Raw genomic sequence first — 20,065 nt, forward strand, 5'->3', positions numbered from 1 at the left:
CGAACAAGGACACCCAACATGCGTACATTAGGAAATATTCTGTGGTTTATCTTAGGCGGAGCCATTATGGGCCTTGGCTGGTGGTTAGCTGGTTTAATTGCCTTTATCACCATTGTCGGTATTCCATGGGGACGTTCATGCTTTGTCATTGGGTTGTTCTCGTTTTTCCCATTTGGGCAAGAAGCAATTGATCGTGAAGAACTCACGCAGCGCGGCGATTTAGGAACCGGTAGCCTCGGCTGCTTAGGTAATGTGCTGTGGTTCATTTTCTTCGGTTGGTGGCTGGCGCTGGGTCACTTACTGTCAGCGATAGCCCTGTTTATTACGATTATCGGCATTCCGTTTGGCATTCAACATTTAAAGCTAGCTGGTGTCGCACTATCACCGGTGGGTAAAACCATTGTGAGCAAAGAAGTTGCTGCTGCGGCGCGCATGAATAATGCCGCCAGTGCTGTCTCAAAAATGCGAGAGAAATAATATGAAATGGATGATTTATGGTGCCAATGGTTATACCGGCATGTTAATGGCGAAACACGCCAAGTCACGCGGGCTCCAACCGGTACTCGCCGGACGCAATAGCGAAGCAATTCATCGTCTTGCAAGTGAGCTTGAGCTGCCTTCGGTCATTGTCGATTTAGCCGACACAACAGCGTTACACAAAGCATTGCAAGACATCGATGTGGTGGTGCATTGCGCTGGGCCATTTGAAGTTACCGCTGCGCCAATGATTGAAGCCTGTTTGGCAACAAAAACACACTACACCGACATTACCGGCGAATTAAGTGTATTCGAGTACGCTCATGCGCAGCACCAGCGCGCGGTTGATGCGGGCGTGGTGCTCTGCCCTGGGGTAGGCTTTGATGTTATCCCAACCGATTGTGTAGCGGCCAAGCTTAAGCAAAAACTCCCAGACGCAACCTCGCTCACATTAGGTTTTGATTCCGCATCACGCATGAGTCGCGGTACAGCAAAGACCAGCGTGCGGCGTTTAGGGGAAGGCGGTGCGGTTCGCAATAATGGTAAAATTACGACTGTACCGTTGGCCTATCACACACGAAAAATTGATTTCGGCAATGGCGAAAAGTTTGCTATGACCATTCCTTGGGGCGATGTCTCAACGGCTTACTACACCAGCGGCATTCCCAATATTGAAGTGTACATTCCAGCCTCGCCTAATTTGGTGAAAAAGCTAAAACGCTTGAATTGGTTGCGCTGGCTATTGCGTTTTGAATTCATGAAAAAGTTTCTCGAGAAGAAAATCGATCAGCAGCCTCCGGGCCCGAGTGACAAGCAACTTGAGCAGGCAATCACGTATGTTTGGGGCGAAGCTCGTAACGACAAAGGCACGGTTGAAACCTTACGAATTAAAGTCATGAACGGATATAAACTCACCAGCTTCGGTGGTGTGGATGTGGCTCAGTTTATTTTGGCACAACAGCCTCAAGGGGGTTATTACACGCCATCAATGTTGTGTGGTGCTGAGTTGGTGGAGAAATATTATGTGGAAGCTTAAGCTTGGGTTCGTTGCGTTATTGTTCGCAACACCATTGGCCTATGCGCAAGACGTCAGCGATGCGGAACCTGAGCAAGATCTCGATGCTGAAGCGTTCGTCAAAACTGATTTGATTGGCCGGTTTTGGGAGCTGAGTGAAGAGCAAAAACGCGGCATTTTTGAGCTGCGCACCTTTAATCCCAACTTTATTCTGCCGGTACATCACAGTTCCAATATCAATACCCAACCCAGCTCACCATCGCGCGGCGCGGGTACGGCGCTGGATAGTTACAAGCCAAATGAGGTAAAGCTGCAAATATCATTGCGTACCAAATTACTCGAAGATCTGTTGTTAGACGGCGATTTATGGGTTGCATACTCGCAAACGTCATTGTGGCAGGCATGGAATTCGGATGATTCGTCACCGTTTCGTAGTACCAATTACAAACCTGAAGTGTTTTATATTCTGCCTTGGAAAGATAAATGGGATTTCCTACCAGGCGATGCCAAAGTGCGTTTCGCAAAAGCCGGGTTAGCTCATGAATCGAACGGTCAGCGTAAACCGGATTCGCGTAGCTGGAACTACATTTATTTTGGTGGCGCTGCGGAGTGGGGGCCGGTTATATGGGAATCAACTTGGAAGCAACGAGTGAATGAGACGAGCGAAGACGATGACAACCCTGATTTGGTGCGTTTTCGCGGCAATTTTGAAAATCGATTGTCATGGCGCAGCTCGTTGAGCACTTATAGTTTGACTCGCATTACGCGTGACTTGTCGTGGGACAAAGGCTCGTGGCAACTGGATTTTACCCATCCGGTTAATTCGAGTAAGCCCGATGGTCTACGCTTTTATATTCAGTTCTTTTCGGGCTATGGCGAGACATTACTTGACTATAATCATCGACAGAACCGAATTGGCTTTGGATTCTTGTTATTGAACATCTAAAGTAAGTACAGCTTGATTTGACAATGGAGTGACCATGAAGCCGGCAACAAAATGGGTGTTACGGATTATTGTGCTAGTTATTGCCGCTTGGTTGGCATGGACTTACTTTGCTGAATTGACCAACGAGCAACCTAGCCATATCGCAAGCGGTAATGGGCGTATCGAAGCCGTTGAAATCAATATTGCGGCAAAAACACCGGGTCGCATCGCCTCCATCGATGTGCGTGAAGGCGAGTTTGTAAAGCGCGGCGATCGTTTAGCTACGTTAGATACTGCTGCTATGCAAGCCCAGTTGCATCAAGCTGAGGCGCAGCATCGCCAAGCGCAAAGTGCCGTGATTGCCGCGCAAAGCCAAGTCACCCTGCGTGAATCAGAGAAAACAGCTGCTGAAGCGGTAATGGTGCAGCGCCAAGCAGAATTAGAGTTAGCCAAAGCTCGTTATGCGCGAACCGAGCAGCTGGCTCAGCAAGGTTCCATGTCACAACAAGATCTTGATAATGCCAAGGCTGCACTGATTGGCGCTGAGGCTGCGATTGCCGCTACCCGCGCGCAAATTGCTGCCGCTGATGCGGCGATTGCTGCAGCCAAGACCAATGTCTCCGGCGCAGAGTCAACCGTTGAAGCCGCGCAAGCCACGATTGAGCGGCTTCAGGTTGAGTTAAGTGATAGTGAATTATTAGCGCCGCGCGACGGCCGTATTCAATTTATTATTGCGCGCCCAGGCGAGATTGTTGGTGCTGGCGGCCGCATTCTCAATATGATGGATTTAAAAGATGTGTATATGACCTTCTTTTTGCCAACCGCCGTTGTCGGGAAGTTAGCACTGGGTAGCGAAGCTCGCATTGTGCTTGATGCCGCGCCAAACTATGTCATTCCCGCAACGATTTCATTTATTGCTGACGAAGCACAATTTACACCTAAAACCGTCGAAACATCGTTAGAGCGCGAAAAGTTGATGTTTCGAGTGCGCGCACAGATTTCTCAGGCCTTACTGGAACAATATATCGAGCAAGTTAAAACAGGGTTACCTGGGGTAGCTTATGTTCGCACTGATAACTCAAAACCATGGCCGGAGTATCTGCAACTCACTGGTCAAAACTAATGTCCGTGCCTGAATTTGTCATTAAGGCGCACGACGTGTGTCATCACTATGGCGACAAACAAGTATTGGCGCAGATTGAGCTGAACATTCCGCCAGCAACAACGGTAGGTATTATCGGGCCCGATGGCGTTGGCAAATCAACGTTACTGTCATTGCTTGCTGGCGCTCGGCAATTACAACACGGCACCATTGAGGTGCTCAATGAATCCATGCGTTCACGGCGCGGTCGCGCCCGCTTGTATCAGCGTATTGCATACATGCCACAGGGATTAGGTAAAAACCTTTATCCCACTTTAAGTGTTTACGAAAATGTCGATTTCTTTGCAGGGTTATTTGGCTTGCAAGGAACCGCGAAACATAAACGCATTATGCAACTGCTGGATGCAACCGGTTTGGCGCCGTTTCAACAACGCCCTGCCGGCAAACTCTCCGGCGGCATGAAGCAAAAGCTGGGGCTATGTTGTGCACTGATACATGACCCCGATTGTTTGATTCTGGATGAGCCGACAACCGGTATTGACCCTTTGTCTCGTCGGCAATTTTGGCAGCTCATTGCGGCTATTCGTAAAGTGCAGCCAAAGCTCAGTATCGTTGTCGCAACCGCATACATGGAAGAGGCTGCCGCATTTGACTGGTTGGTGGCGATGTATGACGGAAAAATTTTGCGCCAAGCGACGCCAACAGATTTATTGGCGCAAACGCAATCCGACCATCTCGAGCAAGCATTTGTTCGGCTACTCCCGCATGAACAGGATTACCAGCCGCTTGAAATCACGCCACGCGCGGACACCAGCGTTGGCGAAATTGCTATTGAAGCCCACCACCTAACCATGCGCTTTGGTGATTTCACCGCAGTCCGCGATGTGAACTTACAGGTTCACAAGGGCGAAATTTTCGGTTTTTTGGGCTCGAACGGGTGCGGCAAAACCACCACCATGAAAATGCTCACCGGCTTACTCGAAGCGAGCGAAGGAGAAGCCTGGCTGTTTGGCGCGCCGGCGCAAAAAAGCTCAGTCGCTATTCGTAAACGGGTGGGTTATATGACGCAGCAATTCTCGTTGTTCAGTGAGCTAACCGTGCGACAAAACCTTGCTCTCCATGCGCGCTTGTTTGGGCTGGCGAGCGACACCATTGATGCACGTATTGCGACAATGGCGGAGCAGTTTGAAATTCAAAGTATTCTCGATTTATTACCCAATGATTTGCCGCTCGGCGAGCGACAGCGTTTGAGCCTCGCAGTGGCGATGATTCACCAGCCGGAATTATTGATTCTTGATGAACCCACCTCGGGAGTTGACCCTGTAGCCCGTGACAAATTTTGGCGTATTATGTTGCGCTTGGCGCGCGAACAACAAGTCACCATTTTTATTTCAACTCACTTTATGAATGAGGCCGAGCGTTGCGATCGCATTTCGTTAATGCATGCGGGCGAAGTATTAGTCACCGACACACCGCTGGCCATCATGCAACAGCAACGTGCTGAATCCCTCGACGATGCATTTGTTGCCTACTTACAACAAGCAATTCAAAAGCAGACTGCACCATCGGCAACAACTCAGCAGGAATTATTTAGTGGTCAGCAAGTGCCACCGCAATCGACCTTATTTAGCTGGCGGCGCTGGTGGAGTCATCTACGCCGCGAAAGTATTGAATTGATGCGTGATCCCATCCGCTTGGTTATGGCCACGCTTGGTAGTGTCATACTCATGGCTGTACTGGGCTATGGCATGAATATGGACATCGAAGACTTGTCGTTCGCCGTACTTGATCGCGACCAAACATCACTGAGTCGTGATTATGTCGGGAGTTTATCCGGTAGTCGCTACTTCGATGCGCATGCCCCAGTGAGTAGTTATGATGAACTCGATGAACGCATGCGTAGCGGTGAGTTAAGCCTTGTTATTGAAATTCCAACAGGGTTTGCGCGCGATCTCTATCGTGGAGAAAGTGTAGAGATTGGCGCTTGGATTGACGGGTCATTACCCATGCGCGGTGAATCGGTGCAAGGCTATGTGCAAGGGATCCATAATCACTGGCTACTTCAACAAGCTCGAGCGCAAGGCATGACGAGTGGTCTCGGGCTTGCCCAGATTGAGTCCCGATTTCGTTATAACCCAGACGTGAAAAGTTTACCGGCCATGATGCCGGCGGTGATTCCATTACTGCTCCTGATGTTTCCGGCAATTCTTACCTCGTTAGCTGTGGTGCGCGAGAAAGAGCTGGGCTCAATGCTGAATTTTTATGTGACACCTACCACCAAGCTTGAATTTTTAATTGGCAAACAAGTGCCGTATGTGGTGCTTGGCATGGCCAATTTTCTGATTTTAATGGTCCTTGCCGTGTACCTGTTTGATGTGCCGGTTACTGGCAGCTGGTTCGCGCTTAGCTTTGCCACGCTCTGCTATGTGATTATTGCGACCACCTTCGGTCTCATTATGTCGGCATTTGTGCGTAGTCAAATCGCAGCATTATTTGGGACCACCTTAGCGACCATACTTCCGGCCGCACAGTTTTCCGGATTAATCACGCCGGTACCGTCATTAGAGGGCGGCGCCCGAGTGTTGGGCGAAATCTTCCCCACGACCTACCACATTATTGTCACTCGTGGCGTGTTCTCCAAGGCGCTCCAACTGAGTGACCTGTGGCCGGCATTGTGGCCACTGATTGCTAGTATCCCGATTCTTTTGACGCTCGGTGCGTTATTATTGCGGAAGCAGGAGCGTTAGCATGCAGATACGTCACATTTTGCATCTTGGCGTGAAGGAGCTCAGAGCTATTTGGCGCGACCCAATCTTGTTGCTGATTATTGTGATGGCGTTTAGTGTTTCAATCTATACTGCCGCCTCAGCGATGCCAGAAACACTGCATAAAACGCCCATTGCGGTGATTGATGATGACCAGTCACAACTCTCGCAACAGCTTATTCAGGCATTTCGTGAGCCTTACTTTTTACCTCCTGAGCCGATTGATAGTCAGCGCGCTGACCAATTAATGGACGAAGGTCGATTTACGTTTATTGTGCATTTGCCCAGTGGGTTGCAGCGTGATGTATTGGCGGGTCATGCGCCAGCAATTCAAGTGATAGTGGATGCCACACGCATGAGCCAAGCATTTACTGGTAACGGCTACATTCAGGCGATTATTCAGCAAGAACTGATGAATTTTGCTCAAGTGGATATAGATATTCCGGTGCAATTGAGTCTTCGCGCTCGCTTCAACCCGCAACTTGATCCGTCTTGGTTTTCAGCAATTAACGAAGTGATTTCGCAAATTACCATGCTGTCGATCATTCTGACCGGCGCCGCGCTATTGCGAGAACGCGAACATGGCACGGTCGAACATTTATTGGTGATGCCGATTACACCGTTTGAAATCATGGCAGCAAAAGTTTGGTCAATGGCGCTCATTGTGCTGGTCGCTGCCAGTTTAAGCCTCATTATTGTGGTGCAAAGTGCGCTACACATACCCATCGCAGGTTCCCTCGGATTGTTCATGCTTGGTATGGCGATTCATCTGTTTGCCACCACGTCGCTGGGCATTTTTCTCGCCAGCTTTGCGCGCACAATGCCACAGTTTGGCTTGCTACTCATTTTGGTCATACTTCCGATGGAAATTTTATCCGGCGGGATGACGCCGCGTGAAAGTTTGCCCGACATGATTCGTTGGATTATGAGCGCCGCCCCGACCACCCATTTTATTGAATTAAGCCAAGCCATTTTGTTCCGTGGTGCAGGGCTAAGCATTATTTGGCCACAGCTTTTCGCATTGATTGTGATAGGCTTGGGGCTGTTTATTATTGCGCTCGCGCGCTTTCGCAAAACTCTGGCAAGTATGGCGTAAATTATGTCTGACAATTATCTGTTGAAGCTCTACCACAAAACGTTGAAGTATCCGTTCGGACGCGCGCTTTTCTCGCGCATGTTTGCGGCCAAGGCGCCCTATTTCAAAACCATTAAGCCCACTATCGAAACATTAGAGCCAAACCATTGCGAGTTAACCTTTAAAAAGCGCAAAGCCGTGGCGAATCACATCGGCACAGTTCATGCGATTGCGCTGTGTAACGGTTTAGAAATGGCGATGGGCGCATTAGCTGAGGCGACTATTCCAAAGCATTTGCGTTGGATACCCAAAGGCATGCAGGTGAATTACACCGCAAAAGCCGATAGTGATATTCGCATTGTAGCAACGAGTGAGCCAGATGCTTGGGTTGAGGGTGATTTGCCGGTTACTGTGCAAGGCTTTCGTGCCGACGGCACCTTAGTTATCGACGGCACCATTACGATTTATATTTCGGCAAAACCGAGTAAGAAGAAAGCTTAACCGAGTTCTTTTAATGCTTCTTCAATGGCGAACACATGGGCATCGTGTTCGCCAAGGTCACGCAGGGCATCGGCTAGTTTTAATAAGTACTCATCGTTGGGGCCACTTGGGCCATGGGAGCGTGCGATGTGAGCCGCAATGTCAGCCTCCGAAGCTTCGCCCAAAAACGCTTCATTGTCAGGCCCCGCCACATAGACTAAGCCAGTCACCGAACCTGAGCCATCTAACCATTCAAACTCGGTGAAAAAGCGTAAGTAGCCGTTCTTTTCGCGGTGATCGAGGTGGGCAAACACATCTGGCGTTACCTCATATGCCATACCAGCACAAACGGCATCAGGCGCTTCAATTAAAGTAGCCACGCGCCCCGGTGCTTCTGGTGTGCCACGATGATCATGTGAGCCTTGCCAGAAACGCCGCAGCCACCCATGAATTTTGGCAGGTCGGCGTTGTATATATGGAAAATCCGCTTTATAAATCAACGAGCCATAGCCGAATAGCCAGACCGACTCAAGGTGGTCTAGTGGCTGACGTTGTTGATTTAAGGCAATGGTATTGTGTGACATAACAGCGGTAATGGTATCAAATCTAAAAACAAATAAGGAGTCGCGGTATGCGTAGTTTAGAGTTAAAAATTCCACCGGTTGTGGTGGTACTTGCCATCGCTGGCTTGATGGCCGCGACATCACACCTATTGCCAATGGATGCGTGGCACTTTACCGACGCTAAAGCACTAGCGTTTGCGCTGGTGACGGCAGGGGCTTTTATTGCTGTAGCAGGCGTCATTGCCTTTCGTCAGGCAAAAACCACGGCAAATCCCATGAATCCCAATGCGAGTAGCGCGCTTGTTGTAAGCGGCATTTATCGCTTCACGCGCAACCCAATGTATCTTGGCTTTTTATTGGCGCTGGCCGGTTGGGGCGTGTGGTTGGCGAGCTTACCGGCGCTGCTGTGGTTAGTTGTCTATATTTTGTTCATTAATCGCTATCAAATTATTCCAGAAGAGCGCATTCTAGAGGAGAAATTTGGTCCATCATTTATTGCATATCGAAAACAGGTGAGACGCTGGTTTTAATTAAAAATCACTGCTATATATTTAACTTAATTCATTAAAAAGGCTATTTGCTTGCGTAGACTATGGGGGCAGCTTGTTCTGGGTCTTGCCGCACTTGTATGGTTACAAGCGGCTTACTCACAACCAACAACATTGCGCGTAGGGGGGTATGAAAACCCGCCGAAAATATTGGTTGAACAGGGCCAATTGTCCGGCATATTTGGTGATTTGATGTTAGAAATGGCCAGCCGCGAGGGCTGGCGTATTGAAGCCGTGCCGTGTAATTGGAATCATTGCTTAGAGCTGCTGCAACGCGGCGAAATCGATTTAATGCCGGATGTCGCATTAAGTACTAAGCGCGGTGAAACTCTGCGGTTTCATGAAACCCCATTTCTCCACTCTTGGTCGCAACTTTACAGTAAGCGAAATCTAAAAGTCACCACGCTACTTGATCTCGATAACGTCCGCATAGCCGTTCTCGAAAACTCCATCCAAGAAAATTATCTTGCCGACATCACCAAGAATTTTGGTCTAAATGTCACGCTAATCCCTGTGAATTCATTTGATGAAGGTTTTCAGGCGGTGCTGGATAATCGCGCAGAGGCGGTGGCGGCTAATCACTTATATGGCGATATTAAAGCCCGCGATCTTGATTTAGAACCCACGCCTGTGATGTTTCAACCGGCGCGACTATTTGTTGCGGCAACGCGTGAAGAGATGCAGCCGGTGCTGAGTAAAATTGATGACTATTTGCAAACGTGGCAGCAAAATCCGCAGTCGCCTCTGTATCAAACCTTAAAAAAATGGCGAGCAAATACCACCGATGTCGAGCCTTTCCCGTGGTCGCTGGTACTTGGGCTGGTGAGCGCATTAATGTTGGTTGTTGGCGTGTCACTATTTTTACGTCGTCGGGTGCAACAACGCACACTCGAACTCGCGCACAGTGAGTTGAAGTTAAATACCATTTTAGATTCAGTTGAAGCCTACATTTTTATCAAAGATCGTGATCTGCGTTATCAGTACGCCAATAAAAAGGTGTGTGATTATTTAGGAACAACGCCGCAGCAGATCATCGGCAAAACCGATATGTCTTTCTTTGATGCAAAAACCTGTGAGCACCTGCGCGAGAATGACTTGCGTGTTATTAAACAAGGGCTACGGGTATCTAATGAAGAAGACAACGCAACGCAAAGTGGTGATGTTCGGCATTTTCTTTCGGTGAAAATTCCGTTGAAAGATACTGAAGGTCAGGTATACGCACTGTGCGGTATTTCAACTGATATTACTGAGCATATTCATATTAAAGAGTCGCTGACGCAGTTGGAGTATTACGACAACATCACCGGGTTGGCGAACCGAAAGCTACTACTGCAAAATCTAGAACATGCCATGACGAGTGCGACCCGCACGGGTTATGAGGGTGCACTCGTCGCGATTGATTTGACCCATTTTACCGTCATCAACGATACCTTTGGGCATGCAGCCGGCGATCAGTTGTTACAAGAGGTCGCCCAGCGTATTCGCGCGCACATTGATGAAACGGATACAGCAGCGCGTTTGGGGTCAGACGATTTTGTCGTGATTTTAGAAGATATCAGTCAAGACACTGACCAAGCCGTTATGGACGTGCGAAACTGGGCACGAGAGATTCTCGATGCGCTTGCCCAACCGTTTGATCTTGGCGGCATTAAACATACAACCTCTGCAAGCATTGGTATTACCATGTTTTCCGATAGCCAAGATAACGTTGCCGGCTTGCTAAAAAATGCTGACTTGGCTATTTCTGAAGCAAAAGCGCAAGGTGGTGGCTCCATTCGCTTTTTCAATCCAGCTATGCAAGAAGCGATTATTCGCCGTATGTTGGTTGAGTCTGCGCTTCGAAAAGCGGTGCAACATCAAGAGCTTGAAGTTTATTTGCAGCCACAAGTAAATACACAAAACGAAGTTGTCGCTGGTGAGTTACTGCTACGCTGGACCGATCCTGATTTGGGTAGTATTAGCCCAGCCGAATTTATTCCGATTGCCGAAGCCAGTGGCTTAATTATTCCAATCGGCACTTGGGTGATTGAACAAGCTTGTCGGACTTTGCGGGATTGGCAGCACATTGATGCGCTAAAAAATATTCCGCTGGCGGTGAATATTAGTCCACGACAATTTCGTCATGGTGGGTTTGTCGCGCAGGTTGAGCACTGTCTGCATGAAGCGGGCATGCCAAGAGGTTTGTTGGAGCTTGAAATCACCGAAGGTATGCTCATCGACAATATTGAAGTGACCGTTAAACGCATGTGTAAATTAGGCGACCTTGGCGTTCGTTTTTCACTCGACGATTTCGGCACTGGCTATGCTTCTTTGGCCTATTTGAAAAAGTTACCGTTACAACAGCTCAAAATCGATCAATCATTTGTGCGCGATATGTTAGCGGATGCGAACGATGAAATTATCATTAAAACAATCATTGGGCTTGGCGAAAACTTGAATTTCTCGGTTATCGCCGAAGGCGTAGAAACCGAGAAACAGTTAGCGCACCTCAAAGCACTCGGCTGCAAAAAATTCCAAGGCTACCTGTTTGGTCAACCCGCACCGATTGCGGAGTGGCAACAACGATTTACTCAAAACCTCAAGCTTGTTTCTGAAAGTTAAACAGTTTTCTTAGTTTGAGAGAACCTTTCTACTCTGCTAGTTTTAAGTTTAAAGAAGCGATTTAGGAAGCGGTGAGCTGATGCCGAGTACCAAACAAATTTTGGTTGTTGAAAATGATCAAACGTTGCGAGAGCTATTAGAGTTCTTGCTGAATCGAGAAGGCTATAAAGTTAAGACGGTTAGTGATGGCGACTTCGCCCAAAAGGAGCTACGCGAGAATCCCTCTTATCATTTAATTATTCTTGATCTGCTGTTACCTATCATCACAGGTCGTCAACTACTTCGCTGGATTCGGCGTTCACCTGAAATCATGCACATTCCTGCGTTAGTCCTAACTGATTTGCAAGACGAAGATGATATTGCCAGTGCGTTGGATGAAGGCGCAAATGATTATGTGATCAAACCTTTCCAACCGAAAGAGTTACAGGCGCGTATTCGCAAGCTGCTGCAAATAAAAAGGAGTTCGCAGGGGTGATTAAATCTGGCTGGTTTAAATTAACTTTCGTGCCTATTGCTGTCCTGATATCAATGTCGGCATTAGCAAACACTGAAAACGAGAGCTCGTTCGAGATTGGGGCTGGCCAAGATTGGCTGAGCGGCAATTACACCGATTGGTCACTTGGCTATCTTAATTACGAAAGGCAAATATCGCCTGATTGGTTGGGTTACGCGCGTTATCAAAGAACAGAGCGATTTTCACAATTTGATAATGAATGGTTTGTTGGTAGTTACTTTCGAATCAATGAGCTCTGGCAAAGCCAGCTTGAGGTGTCTTATTCCTCCACAAAGCGCGTGCGCCCTGAATACAGTGTCAACGGTTATGCATCACGTGAATTAGGCAATGGCTACATCGCCAGTATTGGCGTGCATCGTAACAGTTGGTCGAGTAGTACTAGTCAAGGCTATAGTCTAGGTTTAGAGCGGTATATTAATCGCTGGCGCTGGGCTTATAGAATTCGGTATGAACAGCTCCAAGCTGGCGACGGTGATGGATTGTCGCACCAAGCCAGCTTGAGTTATTACTACCGCGAACGCAGTCACTGGACAGTTGCATTAAATGCGGGTGATGAAATTGAAAAAATCAACGCAAATGAGATTGTTGCAACCAGCGTTAAAGGTATCGCGTTGTACGGTTTACATGAATTGAATCAAAGCTGGGATTGGCGTTGGGCGTTTAACTTCCAACAACAAGGTGATTATTACGATCGTATAGGGACGCAATTTGGTGTTCGCTATCACTTCTGAGCAAATGTTCACCATTATTTCTTCCATTGCGCTGTTCATTCTAGTTGCGGTGCTTTTCACGTTGGTCGTGCTGTTCTATTTACGGCGTCAACATCAACGGCGCCAAGAAGAAATCGAACAACGTAAGCTCTATTGGCAAATGGTGCTATTTCGTGCGTGCGATAAACGCGAAGCAATTGAATTAGATCCCGTTCGAGCGAAAGAATTTAAGACCAATATTGATATCTTTTTGTGGGTGATTCAGAAGTGGTCGCAGATGCATCAATATGTTCGCGGCGATGCGGATGATGGTCTGCAACGCCTTGCCGATACGCTGAAGTTTGAACCGCGGATTCTGGGAGTGATGAAATCTGATAATACGCGGCATTTGATTGCGTGTTGTATCGCGTTGGGCGATTTGCAGCACATGTCAGCCAAAGCGGTCATTCGCTTGGCAGAGTTGACGGATCACCATAGCAGTATGGTTATTCTTACGGCACTGCGAGCGCTGATGCGCTATGACGCAAAAACGGCCCTACCCTTGTTGTTAAAAAACGTTCATTTCATTGCGCCTGAAAGGCTCGTGACCATCTTGCGCGAATGCCCACCGAAACTTCTCAGTGAAGCGACTAGCCAGAGCATTTTGACCAATTCACCGCAACATGCTGGGTATCTACTGAGGGTGATAAAAGGGATGGAGTTGCCGATGTCAGAAGCGTTTATCCGACAAACCCTTGATAAATTTTCGGATAATGTCGACGTGGTCGCTGCTACTTTGGCTCTCATTTCGACTCCCAAACTATTACCGGTAGTACGAGTTTTTACGCGTAGTGATATCAACCCAATACGCATACAAGCAACAGCGGCGCTAGCCCGCTTAGCTGAACCGCAGGATATCGAGCTCTTGTGGACGCTTCTGTGTGATAGCTCATGGTGGGTTCGTTATCGGGCTGCCGAGGGCTTGCTTGAACAGCCAAACGTTGACATTGACGCACTGTTGAAGCGTTCTGAAACTTTAACTGATGAGTACGCGAAAACAATGCTGCAGCAAGTCGCGACGGAGATTCGATATGGTGTCCTATAGTCATTTAACTTGGCTTGAAATCGCTCAGCTTTTATTCATTGTGTACTTTTTAGGGTTAACCGCCATTTATTTTTTGCTCAACGTCATGAGCTATCGGGCGATTCGACGTTATATGGAAGATTACGACAACACGCTTTTACCAGAAAGTTATGGCCCGCTATTGCCGCCAGTCTCGGTATTGGTTCCGGCTTATAATGAATCCGCCAGTATTGTTGCTTCAGTGAAGAGTATCTTGCAGCTAGATTATGCGCGCTATGAGGTCATTGTTGTCAATGATGGGTCAAAGGATGACACCTTAAAACAGCTTCAACAAGCATTTAACCTCCACTTGCATACCGAGGCCTATCGTCAGCAACTGAAAACGCAAGCGATTCAAGGTGTCTATCGCTCCGAGGAATATCCACAGCTACGGGTGATCGATAAACAGAATGGAGGCAAAGCCGATGCTTTAAATGCGGGTATCAATGCCTCAAAGTATCCGCTCTTTTGTGCAGTTGATGCCGATTCGATTTTACAACGAGATAGTTTGCAGCGAATTGTCCGACCTTTTATTGATCGTGTTGAAACGATTGCGGTAGGTGGTTCGATTCGAATCGCGAATGGCTCACAAGTCCGTCATGGCTTGCTAACCAAAGTCGGATTACCCAAGTCGTGGCTTGCGAAATTCCAAGTGATTGAATACTTGCGTGCATTTTTGTTCGGCCGCATGGGATGGTCGCCGCTCAACGGAATGTTGATTATTTCTGGTGCGTTTGGATTATTTCAAAAGCGTGCGGTGTTAGATTGTGGTGGTTATCAAACGGCAACCATTGGTGAAGATATGGAGCTCGTGCTCAGGTTACATCGCCACTTTCAACAAAAGAAAAAGCCGTATCATATTGCTTTCATACCGGATCCGGTTTGTTGGACCGAAGCACCGGAAGATTTACAAACTTTGAAAAATCAGCGTATTCGTTGGCAACGAGGCCTTCTGGAAAGTTTGACTCGCAACAGTCAGTTATTTTTCTCGTTGCGTGGGCGCACCGTTGGCTGGCTCGCCTATCCGTTCATGTTGTTATTTGAGGGGCTCGGACCTTTACTTGAGTTGCTGGCGTATGCGTTATCGGCATACTTTTATATCACCGGCGCAGTGAGTATCAGCTTTACCCTCACCTTTATTGTCGCGGCTTTTGGATTTGGTGTGTTAATGTCTGTTTTTTCGTTGATACTTGAAGAGCTCACCTTCAAAACCTATTCGTCAAATCGCGCGCTCGCACAACTTATCGTTGTCGCTGTTTTGGAAAATTTTGGATACCGACAGCTCAATAGTTGGTGGCGCATGCGCGGTTTTTGGCAATGGGCACGTGGACGAAAACATCATTGGGGCGCAATGAAGCGGGTTGGTAGTATTAATTAGGTGTTTCGCGACGCAATCCCCGCTTACAACCAGCGCTGGTAGTTTCGTCCGATTTGTCCTGCCCAATCTCGTTGTAGTTGTTTGGCTAGCTGCGCCGGTTGATACTTAATCACTTCAGCTCCGGCAGCGGTATGCACAAGAATATCGGCATAACCTAACAAACGTAGCCAGGGCGATTGGTAAACATCAATTTGCTGCACTTTATATAGTGGGTACCAGTTCTCTTTACGCCCAAACACGCCGCGCTTTATGGCCAACCAGCCGTTATCGAAGGTAAAACCGTAGTTACGCCAGCGAGCAATCGCGTAACTTTGCATCATCAGCCAAAGTGCTACGGCACCAAGCAAGCTCCATATCAGTGGCACGTCATTAAAGTAAGCAATAGCCAAAGCGCTGGGGGCAACAAGCGCAATCCAAAATGACGGATTCAGCAACGCAATAAAGTGAATACGTTGCCAATTAAGATTGTCGTGGCGTGGTAACTGCAGCCATTGACAGAGATCGCGAACCAGCGATTGGGTCAGTACTGGTAGAATAAACGAGGCGTTACCTGTTTGTTGCTGGGCATGAGCTGAAGGTTGCAGTTGACTCACACGCAAGCTGAAGCGCTTTAATAACCGCCCGCGCAGGTTTTGCCGCAACTGAACACGTTGCAGTTTCTGATAGCGAAAGCTGACGGTTCGAATGGTAAACAAACCAGCTTTTGCTTGATAACGCTTGTTGAGAATACTGAAGTGTAAATTGTAATAACGCACCAGCGTGACGCCTATGGCTAGCACAAAAAGTAGCGCCAACGCGGCCACAATAAGTGCGACATTTAACCATAAACTTTCTTCCAGAAACGCAATGTTGGCTTCTAACCATGGCACCACAGTTTCTTCTAAAACATCGGTTTGTGAGAGCGGATAAATCAGTACAGCTAGCAGAACAAAAACTTTATTGTCCATGATGCCGGCGCGAATGATTTCTTTCAATGAAAAAACGACTTCAGTTTCCGGAGCCGCTTCGATTGCGCCAGCATCACTGTCTGTTTCAGGTGTAAGTTGAGTGCTTTGCGCTTGTGACAGCATCCGCTGTCGCAGTTGCTGCGCCAAATCGATAGGCAAACCTGGAATTTCGACTTCTTTCCCTGCCGAGCCAGCGCTATCAACGCGCAAAATAACTAAATCGAACGGGCGAAAATACCAGCTCTGATCGAGTTCAGCTTGCTGAATGCGCTCATACTTTAAGGTCAGGCTTTTTTTGCCAAGCACACCGGTGCGCAGATGCACCGCATCATCAGCCAGCGCATACAAAAAGAAATGATGGTTTAAAATAGCGCTGACAATAATAAAAACGAGATAGCCACCAATGACAGCGTAGGGCAACCAGTCGCTATTACTCACGAAAATCGCAGCTAATACCGGAATAAAATTGGTGATATTACGAACTAGATTGCGAACTTCTTTGGCGATAAAGAAGCCAATGGTCAGTAGTGGCGTGCGTTGCCAAACCAAATCAGTCATGCTCAGCCTCTTCGGTTGGCTCAGCCGCAATCGTGCTCACCAGTTCACTTTTCATTTGTTCGGCATCGGCTAACTGCAATCCTGGAATACTTAAATCAGCACCGCCGCTCCCTGCTGTATAAAGCGTCAAATGGGCTAAACCGAGCGTGCGCTCAATGAAACCTTGCCGAACTTCAACATGTTGTATGCGGTTCAAAGGAACGGCGCGGGTGAGTCGCCAGAGTGCGCCGCGGCGTAAATACATCGCCTCAGCGCTACGTGCATAGGCGGTAAACTGGAATCGGCGCGCCGACCAAAACAATCCAAAGAACAGCGTCAACGCTGCCCATGGGATGCCGAACCAAAGCGGATTCGGTAACCAACTCGTGTCTGGGACAAACACATAAATACCGACGCCGATAGCTGCCAGTATTAACATGTCGATAAGCACAATGAGTTGGAGATAGGTTTTGTAACTTTGCTCAACTGGCTTCCACGCGATTGCCATGTGATCTGTTCCTTACTTGAAAAAGTATGTTGTAGCATCCATGTAACTCTAACACGAAGCAACAAAATAGGAGCAAGCTCATGAAAATTTTAATGGTTTTAACTTCGCACGAGCAGCTCGGTGACAGTGGCCACAAAACGGGCTTTTGGGCGGAAGAATTTGCCGCGCCCTACTATGCCTTTAAAGATGCTGGCGCTGAAGTCGTGTTAGCGAGCCCCAAAGGTGGGCAGCCGCCAATCGATCCGAATAGTGAACAGGCCGATGCCCAAACCAATGCAACGGTGCGTTTGTTTGAAGATGAAGCAGCGATGACACAACTTGCCAACACCCTCAAATTGAGTGATGTAACAGCGGATGAATTCGATGCGATTTTCTATCCTGGCGGTCATGGTCCGTTGTGGGATTTAAGCCAAGATCCATTATCAATTGGCCTCATTCAGCAGTTTTGGGAGCAAGACAAGCCAGTGGCAGCAGTTTGCCATGCACCAGCAGTATTGGTAAATGCAAAAACGCCAGCGGGCGACCCTATTGTGAAAGGCCGTAAAGTGAGTGGCTTTACCAACAGTGAAGAAGCCGCGGTTGGTTTAACTGACGTGGTTCCGTTCCTGTTAGAAGATAAGTTAAAAGAGTTGGGCGGCCTTTATGAAAAGGTGGATGATTGGAAGCCGTATGCGGTGGTTGACGGTAACCTGATCACCGGTCAAAACCCAGCGAGTTCAGAGGCAGTTGCCGAGCAACTACTGAAAAAGTTAAAGAATTAAATAACCGCTCATAAGAAAGCCACCGAGAGGTGGCTTTGTTACTGCTGCAAGGTATGTATCGCTGGCTTACCAACGACGATTAAACTGCATGCCGACTTGTAGTTCGCGACCGACACCAGGTTCAAATGCACGGCCGTTACCCTGATTCACCACCACGGAGCCAACGTAAGTTTCATCGGTAAGGTTGTGCAAGTTCAGCCGCGGACTCAATTGCCAGTCGCCCATTGCGTAGGAGCCGCGCCAGTTTAAATGCCAAAGGGTGTGGCTCGGTGCAATCACATCATTGGCATCGGTGGCGGCGACATCACCGCGATACTCGGTAATTAAGCTGAGACGTTGTTGCGGACGATAATTCCAATCGAGTTGGCTGTAAATTTGCTGTTCAGCGACGCCAGGTAAGCGTGCGCCGTTGGCATATTCAGCGCTGAGTAAAGTTGCCGCGCCGCGCCATTGCCACTGTTCATGCACCAGCCAATTTACTTCTAGCTCAACCCCATCACGCTGGGTTAAACCCGCGTTGGTGTAAGTGGTGCGGCCATCAAGACTTTGGTCGACAACAATTTCATCGGTGGTATCAATCACAAATGCGGTCAGTTGCGCCTGCACAGTCGGCGCTTGCCACTTCACACCAATTTCCCACTGTTGATTGTAGGCAGCCCCAAGATCAGTATTTAAACCGGTTTCGGTGTTGCTGTAGGCCATTTCCGTGAGCGTTGCCGTTTCAAAACCATTGCCGCGGGCAGCAAATACCGACCACTGTTCTGACAAGGCATAGTTAGCGCCGAGACTCCAACTCCACGCATGTTGGCGTTGGGCGCCGCTGTCATCAGGGTTTTCTGACACAATAAAATAATCATCGACGGCGAATTCAACTTCACTGTAGCGGAGCCCGCCGAGCAACGTCAGCTGTTCAGTTGGCCGCCAATCCCATAAGGTATAAGCGGCTTGTTGCGTGACCTCACCCAATTCGTTGCGACGTAAATCGCCGCGTTCGCCGAAGTTATTAGTATAGCCAAAACGTCGATCATCCTGCTCGGCATGATGAATACCAAACGTTGTGGTTAGCGGGGTTGCTAGCGCCCACCGGTAATCGTAACTGGCATCAATACCAACAAAACTCCGGCGTAAATCGATCACCGAACCAGACCCACGAATATCGGTTCCGGGGAACGGCAAATACTGTTCAATCTCGCGCCAACCTTTCCAGGTGCTGACATGCCACCCATCTTTGCTGCGCAATGATACAGAGGCCTGCTGATGGTGAATGTTTTTGCGGGTATTAAAACGGGTCGCACCGCTGAAAGTTTGAGTTGGATCGGCCTGCCAATCTTCCGGCGTTAGTGAGCCTGGGTCTTGTAGAAACGGCGCATAGTTATCATCTAAGCGCACAATCATTTCGATCGAATCGGTTAAATCGTGGTACCAACGTAATGCGAGCTGATCGCGCTCAGCACGGTTATGATCACGCGGCCCATCCGTACGTAAACGAGCGCCAGTTAATCGCACCGCATTGCCATCGGTTACCCATTCACCTTGCACCAGCTGGCGCTGGGTTGAGTTTGCCCCAAACATGGCATCGAAACGCAACCCAGAGCTATCAGGACGCGCACTGAACCACTGAATCATGCCACCAGCACTATTGCCGTAAATCGTTGCCAGAGGGCCACGAATGACCTGCACGTTCTCTGGTTCATCTAACAGAATGCTCGAGGTCTGCGCTTGGCCATCGGGCATACTCAGCGGAATACCATCAAGTTGCAAGATAACGCCGCGTACACCAAAGGCGGAACGTGCACCAAAACCACGCAAGGTAATGCGCGTATCTTGCGCATAATTTGCTCGCGAGTCGGCTTGTACACCAGCCAAACCTTTGAGTAGCTCTGCCGCATCAATTCGCAGGCCAGCCGACTGATCATCGACGTCACGGTTGCTTACCGAAGCGGGCGTTTCTTGCGCCGTCAGCGGGCGACTTTGATTCACCACAATGACTTCATCAACAGCAACGCTGGCCGAAGCCAGCGTTGATAAAACCAGTAAGTGACTGCTTACAAACATAG

Annotated in this window: 18 protein-coding genes; 14 read left to right on the top strand and 4 right to left on the bottom strand. The window is 48.5% G+C overall.

What is annotated here, in order from left to right; all coding sequences use genetic code 11:
- Positions 1 to 18 precede the first annotated feature (18 nt).
- The 7 genes from BM292_RS10110 to BM292_RS10140 are packed head-to-tail and all read left to right on the top strand — an operon-like array spanning position 19 to position 7,860.
- Positions 19 to 477 (top strand): YccF domain-containing protein, encoded by a 459-nt coding sequence (locus tag BM292_RS10110; RefSeq protein ID WP_092858175.1) that lies wholly within the window; start codon positions 19 to 21, stop codon positions 475 to 477.
- Between the two features lies 1 nt (position 478).
- A complete protein-coding gene (locus tag BM292_RS10115; protein WP_092858177.1) occupies positions 479 to 1,513 on the top strand; it encodes a saccharopine dehydrogenase family protein in 1,035 nt (344 codons plus the stop codon).
- Positions 1,500 to 2,438, top strand: coding sequence for a phospholipase A (locus tag BM292_RS10120; RefSeq protein WP_092858179.1), 939 nt, complete (start codon positions 1,500 to 1,502; stop codon positions 2,436 to 2,438). Before BM292_RS10115 ends, BM292_RS10120 begins: the two co-directional genes overlap by 14 nt.
- Before the next feature lie 34 nt (positions 2,439 to 2,472).
- Positions 2,473 to 3,540, top strand: a complete 1,068-nt coding sequence (locus tag BM292_RS10125; RefSeq protein WP_092858181.1) for an HlyD family secretion protein — start codon at positions 2,473 to 2,475, stop codon at positions 3,538 to 3,540.
- Entirely contained in the window at positions 3,540 to 6,266 is a 2,727-nt protein-coding gene (gene rbbA / locus BM292_RS10130) for a ribosome-associated ATPase/putative transporter RbbA (protein ID WP_092858183.1), read from the top strand. Before BM292_RS10125 ends, rbbA begins: the two co-directional genes overlap by 1 nt.
- Position 6,267: 1 nt before the next feature.
- Positions 6,268 to 7,380, top strand: coding sequence for an ABC transporter permease (locus tag BM292_RS10135; RefSeq protein WP_092858185.1), 1,113 nt, complete (start codon positions 6,268 to 6,270; stop codon positions 7,378 to 7,380).
- A 3-nt stretch (positions 7,381 to 7,383) separates the two neighbouring features.
- Complete coding sequence (locus BM292_RS10140; RefSeq protein WP_177203833.1) at positions 7,384 to 7,860, top strand: hotdog fold domain-containing protein; 477 nt, start codon at positions 7,384 to 7,386, stop codon at positions 7,858 to 7,860.
- Here BM292_RS10140 and BM292_RS10145 read toward each other — a convergent pair.
- Positions 7,857 to 8,423 carry a gamma-glutamylcyclotransferase gene (locus BM292_RS10145; protein WP_092858261.1) on the bottom strand — a complete coding sequence of 189 codons (567 nt, stop codon included), beginning with the start codon at positions 8,421 to 8,423 and terminating at the stop codon, positions 7,857 to 7,859. The genes BM292_RS10140 and BM292_RS10145 overlap by 4 nt on opposite strands.
- A 47-nt stretch (positions 8,424 to 8,470) precedes the next feature.
- Here BM292_RS10145 and BM292_RS10150 point away from each other — a divergent pair, with 47 nt between their 5' ends.
- The 6 genes from BM292_RS10150 (at position 8,471) to BM292_RS10175 (ending at position 15,255) form a co-directional block, all read left to right on the top strand.
- Positions 8,471 to 8,932: a methyltransferase family protein gene (locus BM292_RS10150; RefSeq protein ID WP_092858189.1), complete on the top strand. Its 462-nt coding sequence runs from the start codon at positions 8,471 to 8,473 to the stop codon at positions 8,930 to 8,932.
- A 51-nt stretch (positions 8,933 to 8,983) separates the two neighbouring features.
- Positions 8,984 to 11,551 carry an EAL domain-containing protein gene (locus BM292_RS10155; protein WP_092858191.1) on the top strand — a complete coding sequence of 856 codons (2,568 nt, stop codon included), beginning with the start codon at positions 8,984 to 8,986 and terminating at the stop codon, positions 11,549 to 11,551.
- 79 nt (positions 11,552 to 11,630) lie between these two features.
- Positions 11,631 to 12,026, top strand: a complete 396-nt coding sequence (locus tag BM292_RS10160) for a response regulator transcription factor (RefSeq protein ID WP_092858193.1) — start codon at positions 11,631 to 11,633, stop codon at positions 12,024 to 12,026.
- Positions 12,023 to 12,796: a YaiO family outer membrane beta-barrel protein gene (locus tag BM292_RS10165; RefSeq protein ID WP_092858195.1), complete on the top strand. Its 774-nt coding sequence runs from the start codon at positions 12,023 to 12,025 to the stop codon at positions 12,794 to 12,796. The genes BM292_RS10160 and BM292_RS10165 overlap by 4 nt, the downstream gene beginning before the upstream one ends.
- Positions 12,777 to 13,859 carry a HEAT repeat domain-containing protein gene (locus tag BM292_RS10170; RefSeq protein ID WP_092858197.1) on the top strand — a complete coding sequence of 361 codons (1,083 nt, stop codon included), beginning with the start codon at positions 12,777 to 12,779 and terminating at the stop codon, positions 13,857 to 13,859. Before BM292_RS10165 ends, BM292_RS10170 begins: the two co-directional genes overlap by 20 nt.
- Positions 13,846 to 15,255, top strand: a complete 1,410-nt coding sequence (locus tag BM292_RS10175; protein ID WP_218151682.1) for a glycosyltransferase family 2 protein — start codon at positions 13,846 to 13,848, stop codon at positions 15,253 to 15,255. The genes BM292_RS10170 and BM292_RS10175 overlap by 14 nt, the downstream gene beginning before the upstream one ends.
- A 23-nt stretch (positions 15,256 to 15,278) precedes the next feature.
- On the opposite strand, the gene BM292_RS10180 is transcribed toward BM292_RS10175, so the two are convergent.
- Together BM292_RS10180 and BM292_RS10185 are read right to left on the bottom strand one after the other, a co-directional pair.
- Positions 15,279 to 16,760 carry a PH domain-containing protein gene (locus BM292_RS10180; RefSeq protein ID WP_092858199.1) on the bottom strand — a complete coding sequence of 494 codons (1,482 nt, stop codon included), beginning with the start codon at positions 16,758 to 16,760 and terminating at the stop codon, positions 15,279 to 15,281.
- Positions 16,753 to 17,247 carry a PH domain-containing protein gene (locus BM292_RS10185; RefSeq protein WP_092858201.1) on the bottom strand — a complete coding sequence of 165 codons (495 nt, stop codon included), beginning with the start codon at positions 17,245 to 17,247 and terminating at the stop codon, positions 16,753 to 16,755. The genes BM292_RS10180 and BM292_RS10185 overlap by 8 nt, the downstream gene beginning before the upstream one ends.
- An 80-nt stretch (positions 17,248 to 17,327) precedes the next feature.
- Between BM292_RS10185 and BM292_RS10190 the strand changes: the two genes are divergently transcribed.
- Positions 17,328 to 18,008 (top strand): type 1 glutamine amidotransferase domain-containing protein, encoded by a 681-nt coding sequence (locus tag BM292_RS10190; protein WP_092858203.1) that lies wholly within the window; start codon positions 17,328 to 17,330, stop codon positions 18,006 to 18,008.
- A gap of 66 nt (positions 18,009 to 18,074) precedes the next feature.
- Here the strand turns inward: BM292_RS10190 and BM292_RS10195 are convergent, their stop codons facing one another.
- Positions 18,075 to 20,063: a TonB-dependent receptor family protein gene (locus BM292_RS10195; protein WP_092858205.1), complete on the bottom strand. Its 1,989-nt coding sequence runs from the start codon at positions 20,061 to 20,063 to the stop codon at positions 18,075 to 18,077.
- Positions 20,064 to 20,065: the final 2 nt, after the last annotated feature.

The sequence above is a fragment of the Pseudidiomarina tainanensis genome (assembly GCF_900115255.1).
Classification (GTDB): domain Bacteria; phylum Pseudomonadota; class Gammaproteobacteria; order Enterobacterales; family Alteromonadaceae; genus Pseudidiomarina; species Pseudidiomarina tainanensis.

Bases quoted from the DNA above. Each gene is read 5' to 3' on its own strand.
- BM292_RS10110 (WP_092858175.1), top strand. From the start codon at position 19: ATGCGTACATTAGGAAATATTCTGTGGTTTATCTTAGGCGGAGCCATT.
- BM292_RS10115 (WP_092858177.1), top strand. From the start codon at position 479: ATGAAATGGATGATTTATGGTGCCAATGGTTATACCGGCATGTTAATG.
- BM292_RS10120 (WP_092858179.1), top strand. From the start codon at position 1,500: ATGTGGAAGCTTAAGCTTGGGTTCGTTGCGTTATTGTTCGCAACACCA.
- BM292_RS10125 (WP_092858181.1), top strand. From the start codon at position 2,473: ATGAAGCCGGCAACAAAATGGGTGTTACGGATTATTGTGCTAGTTATT.
- rbbA (WP_092858183.1), top strand. From the start codon at position 3,540: ATGTCCGTGCCTGAATTTGTCATTAAGGCGCACGACGTGTGTCATCAC.
- BM292_RS10135 (WP_092858185.1), top strand. From the start codon at position 6,268: ATGCAGATACGTCACATTTTGCATCTTGGCGTGAAGGAGCTCAGAGCT.
- BM292_RS10140 (WP_177203833.1), top strand. From the start codon at position 7,384: ATGTCTGACAATTATCTGTTGAAGCTCTACCACAAAACGTTGAAGTAT.
- BM292_RS10145 (WP_092858261.1), bottom strand. From the start codon at position 8,423: ATGTCACACAATACCATTGCCTTAAATCAACAACGTCAGCCACTAGAC.
- BM292_RS10150 (WP_092858189.1), top strand. From the start codon at position 8,471: ATGCGTAGTTTAGAGTTAAAAATTCCACCGGTTGTGGTGGTACTTGCC.
- BM292_RS10160 (WP_092858193.1), top strand. From the start codon at position 11,631: ATGCCGAGTACCAAACAAATTTTGGTTGTTGAAAATGATCAAACGTTG.
- BM292_RS10175 (WP_218151682.1), top strand. From the start codon at position 13,846: ATGGTGTCCTATAGTCATTTAACTTGGCTTGAAATCGCTCAGCTTTTA.
- BM292_RS10180 (WP_092858199.1), bottom strand. From the start codon at position 16,760: ATGACTGATTTGGTTTGGCAACGCACGCCACTACTGACCATTGGCTTC.
- BM292_RS10185 (WP_092858201.1), bottom strand. From the start codon at position 17,247: ATGGCAATCGCGTGGAAGCCAGTTGAGCAAAGTTACAAAACCTATCTC.
- BM292_RS10190 (WP_092858203.1), top strand. From the start codon at position 17,328: ATGAAAATTTTAATGGTTTTAACTTCGCACGAGCAGCTCGGTGACAGT.
- BM292_RS10195 (WP_092858205.1), bottom strand. From the start codon at position 20,063: ATGTTTGTAAGCAGTCACTTACTGGTTTTATCAACGCTGGCTTCGGCC.